Source organism: Metabacillus sp. 84 (genome assembly GCF_050107715.1).
In the GTDB taxonomy this organism is placed as follows: domain Bacteria; phylum Bacillota; class Bacilli; order Bacillales; family Bacillaceae; genus Metabacillus_B.
In genome coordinates, this window is record NZ_JBNILN010000016.1 from 49,659 (window position 1) to 67,414 (window position 17,756).

Genomic DNA, 17,756 nt, shown 5'->3' on the forward strand with positions numbered 1-17,756 from the left:
CTTCAGCAGCTCCTTTCAGTGTTATTCCTGCTATAGCCTATGCGTTTTCCCTATCTTTTGACCATTTTAAATACTTGGATATAGCAAGAAGAGGAAAAATAAGATCGTAGCTGTGGTAGTGGATATAAAACTGGCCTGCAAAGCCTTGGCCCTTTGGATAATGAGAGGTCCAATCCGTCTTATTCAGATTGCTCAGCAAATAGCCCATCCCTTTTTCAATAGCAGAGGAAGGGTGCTCCGTACAGCAAATAAGCGCTTCGAGTGCCCAGGCAGTATGAGTTAGAGTGCTTGCTCCCAATGGGATATACCTCGAATATACGTCGCTTTTACAGGATTCACCCCATCCGCCATCACGGTTTTGAATCGTCTCCAGCCATTTACGGGCACGGCGAACCGCAGTCTTCTCCGCTTCATACCCTGCAGCTCTTAGACCGGTAAGGGCAGCCCACGTTCCATATATATAACAAATCCCCCATCTGGATTTCCAGGAACCGTCCCGCTCCTGATTATTAAGCAGCCACTGGATACCCTTGGCTACAGCTTCACTTTCCATGTCCATTTCTGCATAGCCGCATAAAAATTCGATCGTTCTGCCAGTCAGATCAGCTGATGAGGCATCTGAAATAATAAACTCTGCCCTGCTAATCGGAATAAAATGTACATAAGGAGGATTGGCATTCCGCTCGAATGAGGCCCATCCACCATCCCCATTTTGCATGCTGAGGACCCAATTAAGCCCTCTTTTCCAGGCTTGAAGACTTAGCGGATCTGATGCTGCTTCTTTTTGTATTGCCCTTAGAGAGGCACACGTATCATCGACATCCGGATTCATCGAATTAATATCTGAAAAACCCCATCCTCCAGGAATTCCTTGAGGGTTATGAATCACCCAGTCTCCAAAGCGGCTGTGCTGCCTGACAAGAAGGTAGCGGTTGGCCCTCTTAACCATTTCATCTTTCACTCCGGCTTCCTGAAGGGCGCAGGATAGCAGAGAAGTGTTCCAGATATGGGCTGTCGTATATTGCATATGCACCCCATCATAAGATTGAGCGGCCATAGCTGCCAGTCCCCGGACAGCTTTCACAATAACAGGATGCGTTTTCTCATATCCTAAAGCCATTAGGGCATAAATCATTAAAAATGTGCAGCTGAAATAACTGTATAGGGTCCCGTCTGATTCGAGTCTTGAAAGCATATACGTTTCAGCTTTTTTAAAGGCAGCTTCCTTTAGTCTGCCTGGTCCTTCTGCCATGGATTGAACTCCGGATGATATAAGACTGAAAATCCCTCTCCACTCTCCGCTTCTGTAGAGCTCAGGCTCCGTGACTCTCTCCTCTTTTAAACAGGAAAGATCCGGAGCATCCTGGATTTCCAGCTGAAATTTTTTTCCTGCAGCAACAAGGATCGGCACTAGATTTGCCCTGCCGTAGACTGAAATGTCGTACATATTTACCGGGAAGTTTTTCGGGAGCAATATCGCTTCAACCGGAACCGGCAGCAGCGCCGGCCAGCTTTCCTGCGAGGTAAGGGCCAGAAGAATTTTCGTAAACAATCCTGCCTTTTTGATTCCCCCTTTAGACAAAATGAATTCTCGTGCAGCAACCATCTGGGGAGAGGATTCTGCGTAATATCCTGAGAGAATTAGTGCATAATAAGCTTCAATCGCTGTAGACAAATCCCCATCTTCCTGGTCATGAAAGAGTCTCCAGGAGCCATCCTGCTCCTGTCTCCCGGCTATTCTCTCAGCTATTGGTTTCGTCAGCTTAAAATCATGAAGGTTCAATGACCGGATAAGCACAATCATAAAACAGTCCGTTTTGATGCCTGTATCAAATAGATAATCCCAGGAGCCATTGGAAAGCTGTTCTTTTCTTAATTTCTCTGCTAAATACAGCCGCCCCTGTTCCGCTTCCCGAATCATAAGCACACCCCTTATTATGGAATAAGTAAAAATATATGAGTCTTGTAAAATTTTTATGATCAGGAGTTAGTAATTCGGGTAAGAATCAAATAAGATAGTAGTAACTAATCTTAGGGGGGCGGGATAATGAAGGATTCAATAACGGACGAAAATTTGAGCAAGCTGCTGCAGATCTATTTCAATCAAACCAATGATGCAATCGTTATTACGGAACTCACATCATTGCGGCCCCTTACTGCACATTTTTATCACGTAAATAGAAGAGCATGTGAAATTCTCGGCTGCACGAGTGAAGAAATACTTCAAATCGATCCACACTCTCTTTTTTTCAGCAAGATTGCTCCGAAAGTTTACCGCTCCATCGAGGAAAAGCTGATAGCAGACACCCATATCACGATAGAAATGGAAATAGAAAACAAATACCAGGAGAGCATCCCCATAGAAGCCAGCTGCCATTTGCTTGAGGCTGGGGAAAAACACTTCATTTTTTATTCAATCAAACAAATTGCCCGAAGAAAGAGAGAGTTTTATCAGCTCCTTTCAGAAAAAGAAACTTCCCATGTAATTATGAACACCATACAGGCCTTTGTGGTTCTGCTCAGACCGAATGGCCAAATAGAGGATTGGAACTGGCATTGCACGTATCATACTGGATATTCGTATAAGGAAGCGGCGGGAGCATTCATTTGGGATTTAATGCTTGAGAAAGAGCACAGAAAAAGCGCGATGGACTATTTCTCAGGCAAAATCGACCCCTTCCCAAAGTACTACGAGAATTACTGGGTGACGAAGACCGGAGGGAAAATGCTGATCCGGTGGTCAAATAAAGAAATCTATGATGGGGATGGGAATGTCCTGTACATCGTATGCACCGGCATTGATTTAACAGAAAACAAGTCCTATGAAAGAAAATTAAAAGAAAGTCATGATAAAATCCAGCAGCTTATTGAGCACAACCCCGATGGAATTGCCATTTATGAGAACGGCAAGCTAACCTATTTAAATCCTGAAGCGGAAAAGATGCTTGGAATTCGCTGCGACCAGGCCTCCGGGTCTTTACTGGATCGAATTCATCCTGCAGATCAAAAGCTCGCTTATGAATCGATCCGATCACTTCTCCAGCATGAAACAGAAATCGCCGGTCCGGTTGAATTAAATTTTTCAATGGATGATGGAAGCATCGCGACTGTGGAAGCAAAAGGCATTTCTGATTGGAATCAAAATGAAGCTTCTGCTCTCGTGATGATGCGGGACATTACCCAGCGCAAAAAAGCGGAAGCAGAAATTCAAACTGCCTTTAATCAGATTCAGGATATATTGTGCTCAAGCGTAGAAGGCATATTGGGAATGAATGACCAGGGCGAAGCAGTTTTCGCAAACTCTTCTCTTTCACTTGCTTTACATTTGGACAACTCTCAGATCATTGGCAAGCCTGTTGAAACTTTTCTTAATAAGATCCTGACCGACAGCAGCTTAAAGCAGCTTCTTTCAGAAGGCCAGCCCATTGAAGCCGCTATTGAAACCGACGGAGCAACCAAATATTTTGAGCTCTCCGCAAACCCGATGCGAAATGGGAAAGGCCATGTCCTGACATTCTATGATCAGACAGACCGAATTCTTTTAGAGAATGTTAAATATCGGTACTACAATGCCATAACATGCGGAATAACGGTGCAAAACGCAGATGGAGACATCATTTTTGCCAACGAATGCGCCTCAGAAATACTTGGATATTCCAGCTCCGATATATTAAATATGAATTCCTTCAACGAGGAATGGCAGGCAAGGGATGAAACAGGACAGCTCCTAAAAGGCCAGGAGCACCCCTCTATGACAACACTGCGGACAAAAAAAGAAATTTCCCATTTTGTTATGGGGGTATATAACCCGGAACGGAGACAAAACCGGTGGATATTACTTGATACACGAATCCTTTATGCGGATCAGGGCGAAGCGGTCGAATACATCATCGCTACCTTTCAGGACATTACGGACCGCATTGAAATGGAAAAAATGCTGAAAAGCCAGGAAAAACTGGCACTTGCAGGGAATATGGCTACCGCCGTTGCACACGAGGTGCGCAATCCGCTTACCTCTGTTCTTGGATTCGTTCAGCTGCTGGAATCTTCTGATGAGCTGAACAGAGAGTATTTAAGAGTTATGAAAAAGGAGCTTGAACATATCAGACTCATAACCAATGAGTTTTTAACTTTAGCAAAACCTGAAGACGCCGAAGTGGTAAAGCTGAACCTCGAAACAGAAATTATCGAACCGCTGATTCGGATGCTATTGCCAGATTTGCATGACCGCGGCATTGCAGTTGAGTTCATCCGTAACCCTGATGAAGCCTTTTTTATAGATGGAAAAGCGGATTCCCTTAAGCAATTATTTTTAAATTTCTTAACCAACTCTATAGAAGCCATACCTAATAAAGGGACCATAACCATCGGAGTGATGCAAAGCGAAAATAAGCTGATCATTTCAATCGAAGACACCGGCATTGGAATACCGGAGGAACGGATCCCATTTTTAGGAGAGCCCTTTTATTCCATAAAAGAAAAAGGAACCGGTTTAGGTCTTCTTATCTGCCGGAAAATCCTGGAGGATCATATGGGGGATTTGACTATTGAAAGTACCCCGGGCACCGGAACGAAGGTGATTGTAACTCTTCCCGCTTCTTCTGGGACAAACAGCGAAACAGCATGAGTCAACAGATCCTGCTCCAGGATCTGTTTTTCTATTGATTAATAAACAAATAAAAACGGACAGCAGCTGCTGTCCGTTCTATGTAACATTCTGAGTTAGAGATTTGCAGAATCCTTTGAGCGATTGGATTGGCTTGGCACAGAGGATTCAAAGTTATCTGTGCTTATAGAGGAGGTTGTTTTCTCTGTTTCAGAACTGAGGGGTTCAGTCAGTTCCGAACCGGCTTCTGCTACTTTTCCGCCAACCTCTTTAACATCTTCTGCTGCTTCTTTTACATTCTCGAAGGCTTCCTGAGATGTGGAAGCAGCTTCATTCAATTTTTTAAACACCCCGTTATTTAAGCTCTCATAAATATTCTGCGCATCCCTGATTGCGGACTCGAGTGTGTTTTTTGCCGTATTGAATTGGGATACAAATTGGTTCTTCACTTCTCCCGGATTATCCTTTACATTTTGGACGATTCCCACCGTGGAATCCTTTAAACCAGTGGCACCTTTTGTTACTTTTTTCCTTGTATTGGAATCAAGCATAGCTACTGCCCCGCCAATTACAGCACCTATAATCATCCCTCTTACAAGCTTGCTGTTTTTTGCGGTCTGTTTTTTACTGTCCTGAATCGTAACTTGAGTCATTGCCTGAATTCCTCCTTAAAATCGATTTGTCTTACAATACCCCTGCTTAAGCAGGGGTAAACACGAAAGATGTACTTTTTATATTGCTTTGGATCAGAAGTCTCTATAGACCCAGAGAAATGTATTTCACTTCCAGATACTCTTCGATTCCCTGTCTCCCGCCTTCCCTGCCAAGTCCGCTCTCTTTCATTCCGCCGAAAGGAGCTTGAGCAGTAGAAGGGAGTCCGTCATTCAAACCGACAATTCCGTATTGGAGTGCTTCTACAATCTTAACACCCTGTGATATATTTTCCGTGTATACATAGGCAGCAAGACCGAATGGAGAACCGTTCGCCCTCCTGATAGCCTCTTCCATGCTCTGAACCTTTGTGACAGGAGCAACCGGGCCAAATGTTTCTTCATTCATGCAGAGCATATCATCCGTTGCTTCACTGACTATAACCGGCTCGATGTAATACCCTTTTAAATCAGGAATGCCCTGAGGACTTCTTAGCAATGTGGCTCCTTTTTTTTCCGCATCTGCTATATGCTCTTTTACTTTTTCTAAGCCATCATCATCAATTAGAGGACCGACAGCGACATCCTCATCCATTCCATTCCCAACTTTTAATTCAAATACAGCCTGTTTAAATTTTTCTATAAACTCTTCATAAACTGCTTCGTGGACATAGGCTCTGTTCGTGCATATGCAGGTCTGGCCGGAGTTTCTGAATTTAGAAGCTGCCATTGCCCTGGCTGCGTTTTGAAGATTAGCATCATCCATTACGATAAACGGGGCATGGCCTCCCAGTTCAAGGGAAACCTTTTTCATTGTATCAGCCGAACCCTTCATCAGCGTTTTTCCGACCTCTGTTGAGCCTGTAAAAGACAGCTTTTTTATTCTTTCATCAGCAAGCCATGTTTCAGAGATTTCCTTGGAGGACCCTGTGATGACATTCAATACACCTTTCGGCAGGCCGGCTTCCTCTGCCAGCTCGGCTAATCTCAGGGCTGTCAGGGGAGTGGCTGAAGCTGGTTTAACCACAACTGTACAGCCAGCTGCAAGGGCAGGTCCTACTTTCCTCGTAATCATGGCAGCAGGGAAATTCCATGGAGTGATGGCCGCCACTACCCCCACAGGCTGTTTAATGACAAATAGACGTTTATCGGGGGAAGATGCCGGAATGGTCTCACCGTAGACCCTCTTTCCCTCTTCTGCATACCATTTAATAAAACTGTTGGCATAGCCGACCTCACCGATTGCTTCCTTCAAGGGTTTTCCCTGCTCTTCTGTCATAATTGCCCCGATTTCATTCTGGTGCTCCTTTATCAAGGCATACCATTTCTCCAGATATTCTGCACGGTCATAGGCAGTCAGAGCTGACCATTCAGACAGTGCATCATGGGCTGCATCCGCAGCTGCTTTCGCTTCAATTGCCCCGCCTTTTGGTACGGTAGCAAACACCTCTCTGGTTGCAGGGTTTTCTATACTGATTTTCTCATCCTTGTTCATCCAGTTTCCATTTATATACGCTGGCCAAGCTTTCATAAGGAACCCTCCTGTAAACTTTACTTTCTGTTTTTTTCCACTAAACTAGATGCTAGTAAACATTAATTTTTAAATTTGAAGGCTTTGATAAAGCTTATTGTTTTAATTGGAGCGGAAAGCGTAAGACGCCTGATGGAGCACCTTGGCCGCACATTGATGAGGGGGCTCACACGCCTTTGGATAGGCGCACAGCCTGTCAGTTGCTTTTAACAGCTGAGTTCAGCAGAACGAATGGAAAAAAAGGAGGAATGAAACATATGGATAAGAAGGATGGATGGAAAGCTGCTTGCGGAATCGGTCTTTTCGCCTTTCTAGCCTGGAATGAGTTCAATAAGTTTAAAAAGGAATTGAAACGATCAGGCGGGCGGGAATGGTGCACTGAAAAGAGCGGGAAAAATGAAGGAAAAGAGCATTAAAGAGCCTCAAAGAGCCGGGCCGGGATAATCGGGCCGGCTCTATCCATTTAGTGATTAATAGGTGTTTTCAAATTGCCGGGCTGCTTCTTGATCAGATCGGGACATTTCTGAAGGAGTCTTTTCTGCGATTTCTGACAGCTGAGACATGGCTTCAATCAATTTTTCGAGCTCTTTTTTTATGCAATCAGAATGGTATGAAACCTCCAGCAGTTTAAGGTTGGGATAATGGGAGGAAGCTTTATAGTATGAATGCACAAACCCCTGCTGTACTTCAAGCAATTCTTTTTCACGCGCTTTCAGCTGGCTGCTTAAAGCAGTCAATTCATCGGCGCGTAATTTAATTTGATGGCTCATTAAATGGTATCTCTCGCTTTCTCTTCTAGCTGTTCAGCAAGCTCCGACAGCCGCACTTCCTCGTTTTGCAGACCGGAAATCATTTGATTCATATGGTTGTATATCGAGACAAATGCATCTGTTGCATCTTCCATTACCCTGTTAAATCCATCCGCGCTTTTCCCTGTCCAATCATAAGCTGCTTCCGATACATGGTTGGTTGTCTGGTGAATAATACCGGTAAACTGGTCCATAAGTAAAACGAGTTCGCCTCTGAGCAGCTGTACCGCATAGCAATCACCTTCCGTGTTCATTACGCTCCTCATAAGCTGATTGAAGCGATCCATCTCATTCACCATTTTTCACCCCATCTTCTTCTTTCTTCAAGTATAGGAGATATTTTGAAATAAGCACAACGGAAATTTGGATTATTATAATAGGAAGAACACCTGAAGATTTTGTCGATTTAAGTCGAATCGATAGTCCTTGTTTTCGTTTTATGAGCTGTAATGCTTAGACTAAGATAGAGCAATAGGACTCATCCATGTCATTATTCACCTATTTTTTAAATAAAGAATCTTTATAGATGTATTTCAGCACGTCTAAAACACATCTATCCTCACAAATAATACCCTTAAAATGGAATTTACTTATCCGTTAACAAGTCCTTTCATCGTGTAAGGATTTGGATTTGCAGCTTATTTAAAAGATTTTTATTTAATAGAAAGAATGGGATGAATGCCAGGTTCCATCGTTCTGCAGTTGAATTCTGGTTCAACCGCCTTTTAGCAATTAATGCTCTAATTTAGTAATGCGCCGGCACACCCTGCCCTTAGACACATAGTTGCTTATATTCCTCCGCTGCCGGCATGGCTCTTGCAGCAGCGATGATCCCCGCAATCGGGCATGTTGGATTTTTCACTATTATGACGTTTATCTTATTGATACACAGGGTATAAAAAACCATGCTTTTCTATATTTTACTTAATTATACATATTGAGAGGAAGTGTTTTGTTTCATGGGTAGAAGGTATGCCGGCGCAGGACAGCGTCTTGTTGCCCAGTTGATTGATTCATTGATGATAATGGGAATTTGGGGATTGATTTTAATGATCCTTGCCCTTATCCCGGATACAGTCGTGAAGTCTCCCGTTTCAGTCATTATTTTTATCCTGGGGAGTGCTGCCAGCCTCTTTTATCAAATTGCAATGCCTGCTTCACATTTCCAGGGAACGTTAGGTAAATATTGGATGGGGTTGAAAATTGTAGATGAATCTGGCGGACAGATTTCAATAGGCAAATCAATTGTAAGGGTGATTGGACTTAATGCCACCGGGACCTTCCCTTTGCTTTATTTGTTTGTTGTTTTCAATACAAATCATCAGGGACTGCATGACATGATGGCAAGTACAAGCGTGCTCAAGTATGACAAAAATCCGGCGATGCAGCCCGGTCATGTCCCTAATGCCGCCTCGTAGCCTGAATACCTAATTTAAACCGGACTGCTAAGGCAGACCGGATTTTTCGTGTTAAGCGCTGTGCAACTTCACCCCTGGTTGGGAATAATATAGGTTAAACTATTAAAAAAGGAGGAGGAACAATGGCTGGTGAGGGACTTCTTGAACTGACAGGTGCATCCATCCAGGCTGTCGGGACAGCGATTGCCGCAGCAGGAGAAGCACTTGTTGCGGGGAGTTCTCCTATTCTGGGTGAAAAATTAGTCGTGATTGGAAATGGTACAGAAGCTTCTGGAAACGCACTTCAGGCTGTGGCCCTATCTGCAGGAAGACGTTCATTGGCTGCATCCGGCTCCTGGTTTCAAGCTGCAGGGAATGCTGCGAATACAGTGGCAGGTGTATTTATCCTGAACGGAGATCGGGAAAACGGGCTCAGGCTTGATATACTGGGAGATTCTGTCCAGGCCGCGGGAGCTGCAATTGAGGCGGCTGCAGTTGATCCGTACTCTCCTTTAGCGGATATAATTGCAGCAGGTGAATACCTTGTTTCATTCGGAGCGGCGATAGAGGCCATTGGCGCCTATTACCTCCTCAAAGGAAAGGAAGAGGAAGGAAACTCTATTCAGGCATTTGGAAGCATCCTTCAATTTTCAGGCGCTTCAACCATCTCAGCTGCTCTTTCTAAAAGATACATAATAAACAGAAATGCCCCGCTCCAGTATCCTCAAAGGTCTTAACCCTTTTGCTGGAAGTCAATACTGACGAATGCCCGTTCCCCATAAAACCGTCCAAATAAAAACAGCCCCCAGAATGAATCTGAGAGCCATTTTATTAAATCTTCACTTCTACTTTAGCTGATTTCTTCAGTTCTTCCACTTTCTTGCCAAGTGATTCGTTTTGCTTTTGCTGGGTAAGCTGCTCTTTAATCTGAGGTTTTACTTCCTCAAGCTTAGGCGGCTTTTGGCCATTTGCACCGCCTTGCTCAGCAAATTGATTGTAATACTCTTCAATTTCCTTATCGGTTACTTCCGGCGCAGGAATTTCTTTTTCTACATACTTATTCATTTTAATGCTTTCTTTGACTTGCTCATTCAGCTGCTTTTCATCCATGCCCTGCATTTTTAAAGCCTCTTGAAATTTCTTATCATCGTTATTGTACTGTTTTTTTATTTCCTCTACTTGCTTAGTAACTTCTTCATCCGAAGCCTTATACCCCTTTTTATCCGCTTCCTGCATGAGAATGTTCTGCCCGACCAAAGTATTCACCGTCTGATCCTTCACTTGCTTCTCAGCTTCTTTGGACGTAGGGTCCTGTCCCATTTGCTGCATTTGCATTTGAGTAGAAGATAAAGCGGCATTGTATTCTTTTCCTTTAATCGGCTGATCGTTAACAACAGCGACCTCTTTATTATCTTCTACTTTTTGAGCATCCATCTTTTTCTGCATTTCTTCCATCTGCTTTTGCTGTTCTTCCTGGCTTGGCTGTTTAGCATTAGCCTGCTGTTCCGTTTCTTTCGTTTCTTTTTTTTCTTCTTTTGCCTCATCCTGTGCTCCGCATGCTGCTAGAACTAAGCTCATTAATCCTATGGTGAGAGGATACATTATTTTTTTCATCTTTTCTCCTCCTGCTGCAAGTTATAGTTGCTTTAATAGCTACAGTAGGCATTGTATCGGACCGGCAATAAAAAAGAAACCGCAATAGCCCAATTGTTATCTCTTTGAAACCTCTGTAATACTTTTAGAAATTCTGTGGTATTTCGTGGTGCATGGTTGGAAACAAGTACATCTTTAACAGTTTCTCCATATAATACCTGCTTTAATCGCTCTCTTTAAAAGAAACGTTCACTTCTTTCTGATGGGAAGTTTCCCTCTTGTGGGTGAGGATCCATATCGGCTTGGGCAGGAACACAGAAGATTCAGCCATTCCCGCACTTCTGCTTAGCAGTGGATGGGCTTCTTGTCCGGGCGAAGTCTGGCAGCCAAGGATATCTATTAAGGAATCGTTGCAGATGCTTTATTTAATGAGGGGATAAAAACAATTTGTTTGAATGATGAATATCGTCAGGAGGAGGGCCGGGGCAAGTGACTATTGAATGGGCTGCCGGCCGCTTGCATAGAGGGATTGTATAGTAGAGGAAAAAGAATCGGTAAATACTTATAGTCATCATGGGCCAATGCCAAAGCATACTTCAGAATTTGTTGAAACAACACATCCTTACCAATCCATGATTGTGCAAAAACCGGGCTCGGCCGTGCAGGGCGTTCATCTGCACATAGCTTCACAGCAAGAGGATCTTAGAAAAACTATCGGCTTTTACAACAATTGAATTTGCACGACTCTTTAATACCACTGTCGAAACCATTGAACTTGTAAAACTTGCCGTCTGCAGATAATAACTCATTGTTTCGTACAATCCAAAAACTGCTCCTAATCAAGCGTTGTTATCCGCTTGCATCTGAGAGCAGTTTTTTTAACTGATTAAGTTTCATTTTGTATTGAATCATGTTATAGTCCATTTGCTCTTTTAAATGTTCAATGGAGTCGGATGAGGTGTTAGAACTGTCCGGGTAGTCGGCGTCGAACATCGTATTCAATATTCTCGTTGCTTCTGTAGCAGAAGCTTCAGCTCTATCTAGCTCCGTTTGCAGTTTCAGCAGGGCCTGGCGTCTCTTGCTCATTCTGCTGTCTCCATTTGAATGAGCCGTCTGTTCATTTCTGATTGGAGTTCCGTGCCGATTTTCTTAATTTCTTTTTCAGTTTCCATTAATTCTTTGGCTGCTTTTTCAAATTCAGACGAGTGCTTCTTATTTTTAAATGCATTTTTATATATAAAAAACTCGGTTTCAGGGAGCTCCTTTAAAAAATCCCCTACAATGTCTGTTTTATATATTAGTACAGCGGCTTCAGCAGACGGCTGAATGTTAACTTCTAATCGCATCATCTCTATGCCTCCTCATTAAGCATTTCTACTGAATGACAAACTCTCATTATTTTGATTAAGCCATGCCTGATATGTGTAAAAAATTGTATGATTAGTGTACAGTACCCGTTTTAGTGCATAGGTAAAACGGACTTTGACGCCTGTTCTTTAGTTTTCCTCTTTTGTCTCACTTAAACATATCTAGCAGAGATATTTATTCTTCTCTGATGGAAGTCTATGTTTGTATCCCAAAGCCTGAAGTAAACCAAATGGTGATCTGCTGTGAAAAGCAAAAAAAACCTGCTTTTTCAGCAGGTTTTTCCCAATTTCTTTAGCGGGCACAAAATTCTTTGTACTGGTTTTGATTGCTCTTGTTTAAAATTTGCTCCCAGATGCTGCAAATTCTTTTTTTCGAGCTGAAATCTGTTTGAATTAATAAAGGATCATGATCGCTCGCGCGTCCCTGTTCTTCCATGAAGGCTGAGTTGATATGAACAATATCAGCTTTTGTCGTTTTCGCAAGATGCTTGGATACTAAGATGTGATCAAGTACTTGAGAGTTTCCCTGGTAGATGTAAGAGTAACGTTCTTTAGCAGGAATTTTATCAACCATGTTTTTAAGCTCGGAACCTTCTAAGATATCGAATGTTTTTGAGAATTCAAAGTCATTGAAATCTCCAAGAACGATCATATTAGCATCCGGGTTCTTCTTTTCCACGTCTTTAACAAATCCATTGATAATCGCAGCAATTTTATGTCTTTGCTCTTCACTTTTCAATTCCGGAGGCTGGTTTTTTCCGAAAAGCGGCTGGTCTCCACCTTTGGAGTTAAAGTGATTGGCTACGACAATGACGTCCTCGCCGTTAAATTTGAATTGAGCTGCCAGAGACTTTCTGCTTGATTCAAAGGCTTCATTTGCAGGATCAATCCGGCCGGGATTTAAAGTCAATTTGCCTTTCTCATATCCTACCGCTTGTGTAGCCGTCCCTTTCTTTCCAGGAGCAAGCTTGACCCTGTCTTCGTTGTACAGAAATCCAACCCGGATGTTTCCGCCCGGCTGTCCGCCGTCTTTTTTATCTTCTGGTGCAATGTCTGTATATGAATATTCAGGTCCGCCTAATTCTTTGATCTTATCAATAAGCTTCTTATAGCTTTCACCAGCAGCTGTCGTTCCAGTATCAGCCGGACCATCATTGTCCTGCATTTCAGTAAGGCCAACAATGTCTGGTTTGTTTAAATTCGTAACAATTGCCTGAGCAAGCTTTGTAACCTTTTCATCGCCGTCTGCCGCAGAAAAGTTCTCAACATTATAGGATGCAACAGTCAATTCATCCTTTTTGCTCTTAATATGGGTGATTTCGCGTTTTGTATTTCCCGGCACAAACTCAGGAAGTTCATTTTTGCTGCTGAGAATTTTGTAATTGCTGAAACCGTAGCTCACAACACCATTTATCATTCCTTTGAAGGAATCACCTGTTTTGGCAAGGAATGACTCATCGTTAATATCAATGTGCAGACGTTCAGGGTTAAAGTCATTTTTCTTTGCCCGAAGTCCGCCATCCTTCGTATTCGATTTTACACTTTCAGGAACCACAACTAGTTCGCCGTATTTTTGAGGAGCAACAACTTTGGGATTTTCGACTCCTACTCTCATTCCTTCTAAACTTTCATAAAAATCAATTCCGTCCTCTTCAGGGTCAAATGCCGCAAATTGATCGTTGTCAATTACTTTTGCAGGGGCGATTCGGTCCTTGCCGATCATCACAGGTGCCGGAAGTTCATTATTAGAAGAAACCTTCTCAATGCCCGCTGCGTTGATTTCTGTTACCGGTAAATCAGTCTGGAGCTTTTCGCTGTATCCTTCAAGGACCCATTCCTTTACTTGTCCGCTTGCTTTTACAATGTCCCCAGCTTTCAAGCCGTGAGAGCGTTTGTAGACTAAAATTCCTTCAGAAGTGTTTTCGTTGCTGTCGGGGTTCATGTCCTGCATGTAGAAATTGCTGCTGTCTGCAACGTGCGTAACGATTCCTTCCACATCGGCAACATTTTGTCCGTTATAAGGAGATGTATGACTTTCCCCTTGAATGTCATGAATGCGGATAGCTTCTTTTTGTATTTTGTATTCAAATGCAGACGAGTCACTGTTTTTTAAACCATTCTTAACAGCAACAGCCTTGATTACCGTATCCTTTTCAACTTTAATTGGTCCTTCGTATCGAATGCTTTGAGTATTGGGTTCGCTTCCATCGACTGTGAAATAAATAGCGGCGCCCTCCGTCTCTGTTGAAAGAGCAACCTCCGTTCCTGATTGAATAAAACCAGGAGCAGGATCTGCAGTGACAGGGCGAACCGCTGACTCATCTTCCACTGCATCCTGAGAGAATCTCGGAACAAGCTTGTACTCGTTAAAGTTATAATCGATGACTCCGGTAATTGAATCGTATGTCTTCCCGGATTCCAGAAGTGCGCTGTCAGAAGGTTTTATGACAAATTTGCCATTTGCATCCTCTGCAGAAAAATTTCCATTGCTGTCTTTGGACCCGACAGATGCATTTTTAACGGTAACGAGTTCCCCTTCGATCTCTTCATTAAAATTCTGTGAAGATACGATTTGAGCTTCCGGCACCCCTGCGTCTGCCTGTTCAACAGATACAGCTTCAGCAGACGTATCGAGCTGGGACATTCCGTAGTAATCGTTCACTGAGCCTGAAGCCTTGATTCTGTCACCCGCCTTAACTTTTGCATCAAGGCTGGCTCCTCTAATAATCATGCCGGCTGTATCATCCTGGATGTAGACATTGTTCTTTCCGCCCGCTGTAAAAATCGCCGTGACCGTTCCCGTTACTGCAGCTGAAGACCCTTTTGGGAGCACACGGGCTTCGGCAATCGTTTTTAGTTCATCCGTTGGAGGCTCACTTACGGCATCTGAAAATTCAATAGCGGATGCGTTTTTAACCCCCGGCATGCTATTGTAAGCAAGCAATTCGCCGGTCACTTTTATTTTCTTTCCGATTAAAGCAGGATTTGACTGCAGTCCGAAAGTGGATCGGAAGCTTGATGGAAGCTGTACAGAAACCATTTTGCTTACGTCTTTTTCTGCACTGCTGTCCGCGATTGCAACATTGTAATCGTTGCCAAAAGGGGGGTCAAATTTGACTGATTTTGCACCGGTTGTATGAGCTGTAATATATCCTTCAACCGTTGCAGTCTGGCCGTTATTGTTCGCAATTGCTTCCGCTACGGTCAGTACATCCGCTGCTCTTGAAACATTCGCCCCTGCTGGAGCAAGCAGGCTGAAAATCATGGCAAAAGCAATAGATAAGTGCATAAACCATTTCATACTCTTTTTATTCATCCTCATATCCTCCTCTATAAAATCCTCGTACAAAATATATATCAATGCTAATGGTAAATCTATGCGATTTTTGTAAATTTTACTTGATCGAGTGTAAACAATATGACGCTATTTTAAAAGAATACGAAAATAACGTCATAAAAATAGGTCGAAAGAATGAAAAATAAGGAAGGTCCTTGAGCGCTGAAAAGGGCATAATTGGAAGGATCCCTTAAATTCGACATCATCTACTAAGTTGTGCCTCATCATTAATCTTGCGCCATTCTCTTTGCGTATGTAAAAAGACTGAAAATTAGTAGACATATAGAACCGTGTCCAATGATACGGTTTATAACGCCGAAAAATTTACATTTTCTCTATTGAGTACAGCTTGCACTTATCATATAAACTCGTTTTCCCAATTCCAAGAAGCCTTGCTGCTTTTGCTCTATTTCCGCCCGTCATTTTCAAAGCCCCGATAATGGCTGCCTTTTCAGCATCGCAAACACTCTCCTTCAGCGTCCTAATGGGCTCTCCCATAAAATGTTTGGCAGATGAAGACGGTACCCCACGGGTCCCATTGTTTTCTTCACTTTGCAAATATAAGGGCATATGCTCCGGGAATATTGTAAGACCATCCAGGACATTAACCGCTCTTTCAAGAACGTTTTCAAGTTCCCGAATATTTCCCGGCCAGTCATGCTCTTCAAGCAAAGCAGCGGCTTCCTCGGACAGCTTTAAACCATAATGATGAAATTTCCCTTCGAGCTTTCTCAACAGAAGGGTGCTTACAGGCAGGATGTCCTCTTTCCGGTCCCTGAGGGGAGGGATCTCAATTTTTATAACGTTCAGCCTGTAGTAGAGATCCTTGCGGAAAGACCCTTCTTCCACCATTGTTTCAAGACGGCGATGTGTGGCAGCTATGACCCTGACATCAATTTTTATGGGCCCTCTCCCTCCGATTCTCTCAATCTCTCTTTCCTGAAGCACCCTTAATAATTTGCTTTGCATTTGCAGCGGAAGGTCGCCGATTTCATCTAAAAAGATCGTTCCGCCATTAGCAAGTTCAAATTTTCCTTTCTTTCCTCCTTTTTTAGCACCCGTAAAGGAACCTTCTTCATACCCGAATATCTCTGATTCAAATAAATGTTCAGGAATGGATGCACAATTGATTCTCATAAAAGGCAAATGCTTTCTTCCGCTCGTCTGATGAATAGCATGGGCAAAGAGTTCCTTTCCAGTACCTGATTCCCCTAAAAGAAGAATAGCTGAGTGACTTTCCGAAACGCGCTTAGCGAGATGCTTTGCCTCAATAAATTTCCGGCTCTCCCCAATCAAATCGCCAAAATGATATTTGCTTTGCAGCTCATTTTCATAACGGTTTTTATAATAGTTTAATTCATCCATCAAAGGCTGCAGCTTTCTGGAATAATCAAGCCATTCCTGCGGATTCCTGAACATTACCGTACCGACTGCCCCAACAAGCTGCCCTTTTACATACAATGGGTATCGGTTTGCGATCATTTCACTCCCGTTAATTGGATGAATAGAGGCAACCTCTGCTTTGCCCGTTTTAGCGACAATTTGCATCCTGGAGTTTTCAATGATCTCCTGGACAGGTCTGCCTATCGCTTCGTCCGAAGAAACTTTCAAAAAATCACAGTAAGCATGATTCAGATATAGAATAGTCCCTTTGTGATTAACAACAACTGTGCATTCTGCCGCCAGATTGATCACTTCTTCAAGCCAGTCCGGCGGGACGAGTTCCAATAATCCTTTCACCTAAAACTCTCCTTCGTAAATGTTAACGTTTTCATATATAGTAACGATTTCACGGTTGAGCTGTCAAAAGCAGCTTGAATTACTCATGAGAAAATTCCGCTGTTAATTCGGCTGATAAACTATACAATTCGCATGATTATGTTTGCCTGGCGCGATTCAGGGGGCTGCGGAACGGTTTTTTCAGCTATAGATTGGACCGCATCTTCGTTTTATTGTCCGTACTTTTGTTTTATTGTCCGTACTTCTGTTTTATTGTCCGTACTTTTGTTTTATTGTCCGTACTTTTGTTTTATTGTCCGTACTTCTGTTTTATTGTCCGTACTTTTGTTTTATTGTCCGTACTTCTGTTTTATTGTCCGTACTTTTGTTTTATTGTCCGTACTTTTCATATAAAGACTTTTCGATGTAATTCGACAGGCTGGGCGGACTCATTGCTTACCGTTTCCTTCTGTTTTTGAGATACAAGCTGTACCAAATCGGTAAAACCATTCGGATTCCGCCCGGGTTTGGTCCTGGAACTTTTTATTGTCCGTATTTTTGTTTTATTGTCCGTACTCATCGTTTTATTGTCCGTACTTTTATTTTATTGTCCGTACTTCTGTTTTATTGTCCGTACTTTTCATATAAAGACTTTTCGATGTAATTCGACAGGCTGGGCGGACTCATTGCTTACCGTTTCCTTCTGTTTTTGAGATACAAGCTGTACCAAATCGGTAAAACCATTCG

General features: G+C 42.9%; 14 protein-coding genes. 4 read left to right on the plus strand and 10 right to left on the minus strand.

Annotated elements, in window-relative coordinates:
• Positions 1-37: 37 nt before the first annotated feature.
• Positions 38-1,921, minus strand: a complete 1,884-nt coding sequence (locus ACQCV8_RS18550) for a squalene--hopene cyclase (RefSeq protein ID WP_426846941.1) — start codon at positions 1,919-1,921, stop codon at positions 38-40.
• Between the two features lie 126 nt (positions 1,922-2,047).
• Between ACQCV8_RS18550 and ACQCV8_RS18555 the strand changes: the two genes are divergently transcribed.
• The gene (locus ACQCV8_RS18555; RefSeq protein WP_426846942.1) at positions 2,048-4,627 is read left to right on the plus strand and encodes a PAS domain S-box protein; all 2,580 of its coding nucleotides are present in this window, start codon (positions 2,048-2,050) and stop codon (positions 4,625-4,627) included.
• Positions 4,628-4,722: 95 nt separating this feature from the next.
• Here the strand turns inward: ACQCV8_RS18555 and ACQCV8_RS18560 are convergent, their stop codons facing one another.
• Together ACQCV8_RS18560 and ACQCV8_RS18565 are read right to left on the minus strand one after the other, a co-directional pair.
• Entirely contained in the window at positions 4,723-5,259 is a 537-nt protein-coding gene (locus ACQCV8_RS18560; protein ID WP_426846943.1) for a YtxH domain-containing protein, read from the minus strand.
• 103 nt (positions 5,260-5,362) lie between these two features.
• Positions 5,363-6,787, minus strand: coding sequence for an NAD-dependent succinate-semialdehyde dehydrogenase (locus ACQCV8_RS18565; RefSeq protein WP_426846944.1), 1,425 nt, complete (start codon positions 6,785-6,787; stop codon positions 5,363-5,365).
• Positions 6,788-7,044: 257 nt separating this feature from the next.
• Here ACQCV8_RS18565 and ACQCV8_RS18570 point away from each other — a divergent pair, with 257 nt between their 5' ends.
• Complete coding sequence (locus ACQCV8_RS18570; RefSeq protein ID WP_426846945.1) at positions 7,045-7,203, plus strand: hypothetical protein; 159 nt, start codon at positions 7,045-7,047, stop codon at positions 7,201-7,203.
• A gap of 54 nt (positions 7,204-7,257) precedes the next feature.
• Here ACQCV8_RS18570 and ACQCV8_RS18575 read toward each other — a convergent pair whose 3' ends face one another.
• Both ACQCV8_RS18575 and ACQCV8_RS18580 read right to left on the minus strand, forming a co-directional pair.
• Positions 7,258-7,557 (minus strand): hypothetical protein, encoded by a 300-nt coding sequence (locus ACQCV8_RS18575; protein WP_426846946.1) that lies wholly within the window; start codon positions 7,555-7,557, stop codon positions 7,258-7,260.
• On the minus strand, positions 7,557-7,850 hold the full coding sequence (locus ACQCV8_RS18580) for a hypothetical protein (RefSeq protein WP_426846947.1): 294 nt from the start codon (positions 7,848-7,850) through the stop codon (positions 7,557-7,559). Before ACQCV8_RS18580 ends, ACQCV8_RS18575 begins: the two co-directional genes overlap by 1 nt.
• Before the next feature lie 705 nt (positions 7,851-8,555).
• On the opposite strand from ACQCV8_RS18580, the gene ACQCV8_RS18585 reads away from it, so the two are divergent.
• Positions 8,556-9,014, plus strand: a complete 459-nt coding sequence (locus ACQCV8_RS18585; RefSeq protein WP_426846948.1) for an RDD family protein — start codon at positions 8,556-8,558, stop codon at positions 9,012-9,014.
• A 122-nt stretch (positions 9,015-9,136) separates the two neighbouring features.
• Entirely contained in the window at positions 9,137-9,730 is a 594-nt protein-coding gene (locus tag ACQCV8_RS18590; RefSeq protein ID WP_426846949.1) for a DUF6944 family repetitive protein, read from the plus strand.
• Between the two features lie 94 nt (positions 9,731-9,824).
• Here ACQCV8_RS18590 and ACQCV8_RS18595 read toward each other — a convergent pair whose 3' ends face one another.
• From ACQCV8_RS18595 to ACQCV8_RS18615, 5 genes are all read right to left on the minus strand, one after another.
• Complete coding sequence (locus tag ACQCV8_RS18595) at positions 9,825-10,607, minus strand: SurA N-terminal domain-containing protein (RefSeq protein ID WP_426846950.1); 783 nt, start codon at positions 10,605-10,607, stop codon at positions 9,825-9,827.
• Between the two features lie 828 nt (positions 10,608-11,435).
• Positions 11,436-11,672, minus strand: a complete 237-nt coding sequence (locus tag ACQCV8_RS18600; protein ID WP_426846951.1) for a hypothetical protein — start codon at positions 11,670-11,672, stop codon at positions 11,436-11,438.
• A complete protein-coding gene (locus ACQCV8_RS18605; RefSeq protein WP_426846952.1) occupies positions 11,669-11,935 on the minus strand; it encodes a hypothetical protein in 267 nt (88 codons plus the stop codon). The genes ACQCV8_RS18600 and ACQCV8_RS18605 overlap by 4 nt, the downstream gene beginning before the upstream one ends.
• Positions 11,936-12,245: 310 nt before the next feature.
• On the minus strand, positions 12,246-15,269 hold the full coding sequence (locus ACQCV8_RS18610) for a DUF6359 domain-containing protein (protein WP_426846953.1): 3,024 nt from the start codon (positions 15,267-15,269) through the stop codon (positions 12,246-12,248).
• Positions 15,270-15,614: 345 nt separating this feature from the next.
• The gene (locus ACQCV8_RS18615; RefSeq protein WP_426846954.1) at positions 15,615-17,030 is read right to left on the minus strand and encodes a sigma-54 interaction domain-containing protein; all 1,416 of its coding nucleotides are present in this window, start codon (positions 17,028-17,030) and stop codon (positions 15,615-15,617) included.
• Between the last annotated feature and the right edge of the window lie 726 nt (positions 17,031-17,756).

What these genes read in the sequence shown, in the direction of transcription:
- ACQCV8_RS18575 (WP_426846946.1), bottom strand. Translation starts at nt 7,557, where the DNA reads ATGAGCCATCAAATTAAATTACGCGCCGATGAATTGACTGCTTTAAGC.
- ACQCV8_RS18590 (WP_426846949.1), top strand. Translation starts at nt 9,137, where the DNA reads ATGGCTGGTGAGGGACTTCTTGAACTGACAGGTGCATCCATCCAGGCT.
- ACQCV8_RS18565 (WP_426846944.1), bottom strand. Translation starts at nt 6,787, where the DNA reads ATGAAAGCTTGGCCAGCGTATATAAATGGAAACTGGATGAACAAGGAT.
- ACQCV8_RS18570 (WP_426846945.1), top strand. Translation starts at nt 7,045, where the DNA reads ATGGATAAGAAGGATGGATGGAAAGCTGCTTGCGGAATCGGTCTTTTC.
- ACQCV8_RS18560 (WP_426846943.1), bottom strand. Translation starts at nt 5,259, where the DNA reads ATGACTCAAGTTACGATTCAGGACAGTAAAAAACAGACCGCAAAAAAC.
- ACQCV8_RS18550 (WP_426846941.1), bottom strand. Translation starts at nt 1,921, where the DNA reads ATGATTCGGGAAGCGGAACAGGGGCGGCTGTATTTAGCAGAGAAATTA.
- ACQCV8_RS18605 (WP_426846952.1), bottom strand. Translation starts at nt 11,935, where the DNA reads ATGATGCGATTAGAAGTTAACATTCAGCCGTCTGCTGAAGCCGCTGTA.
- ACQCV8_RS18600 (WP_426846951.1), bottom strand. Translation starts at nt 11,672, where the DNA reads ATGAGCAAGAGACGCCAGGCCCTGCTGAAACTGCAAACGGAGCTAGAT.
- ACQCV8_RS18555 (WP_426846942.1), top strand. Translation starts at nt 2,048, where the DNA reads ATGAAGGATTCAATAACGGACGAAAATTTGAGCAAGCTGCTGCAGATC.
- ACQCV8_RS18580 (WP_426846947.1), bottom strand. Translation starts at nt 7,850, where the DNA reads ATGAACACGGAAGGTGATTGCTATGCGGTACAGCTGCTCAGAGGCGAA.
- ACQCV8_RS18585 (WP_426846948.1), top strand. Translation starts at nt 8,556, where the DNA reads ATGGGTAGAAGGTATGCCGGCGCAGGACAGCGTCTTGTTGCCCAGTTG.
- ACQCV8_RS18610 (WP_426846953.1), bottom strand. Translation starts at nt 15,269, where the DNA reads ATGAATAAAAAGAGTATGAAATGGTTTATGCACTTATCTATTGCTTTT.
- ACQCV8_RS18595 (WP_426846950.1), bottom strand. Translation starts at nt 10,607, where the DNA reads ATGAAAAAAATAATGTATCCTCTCACCATAGGATTAATGAGCTTAGTT.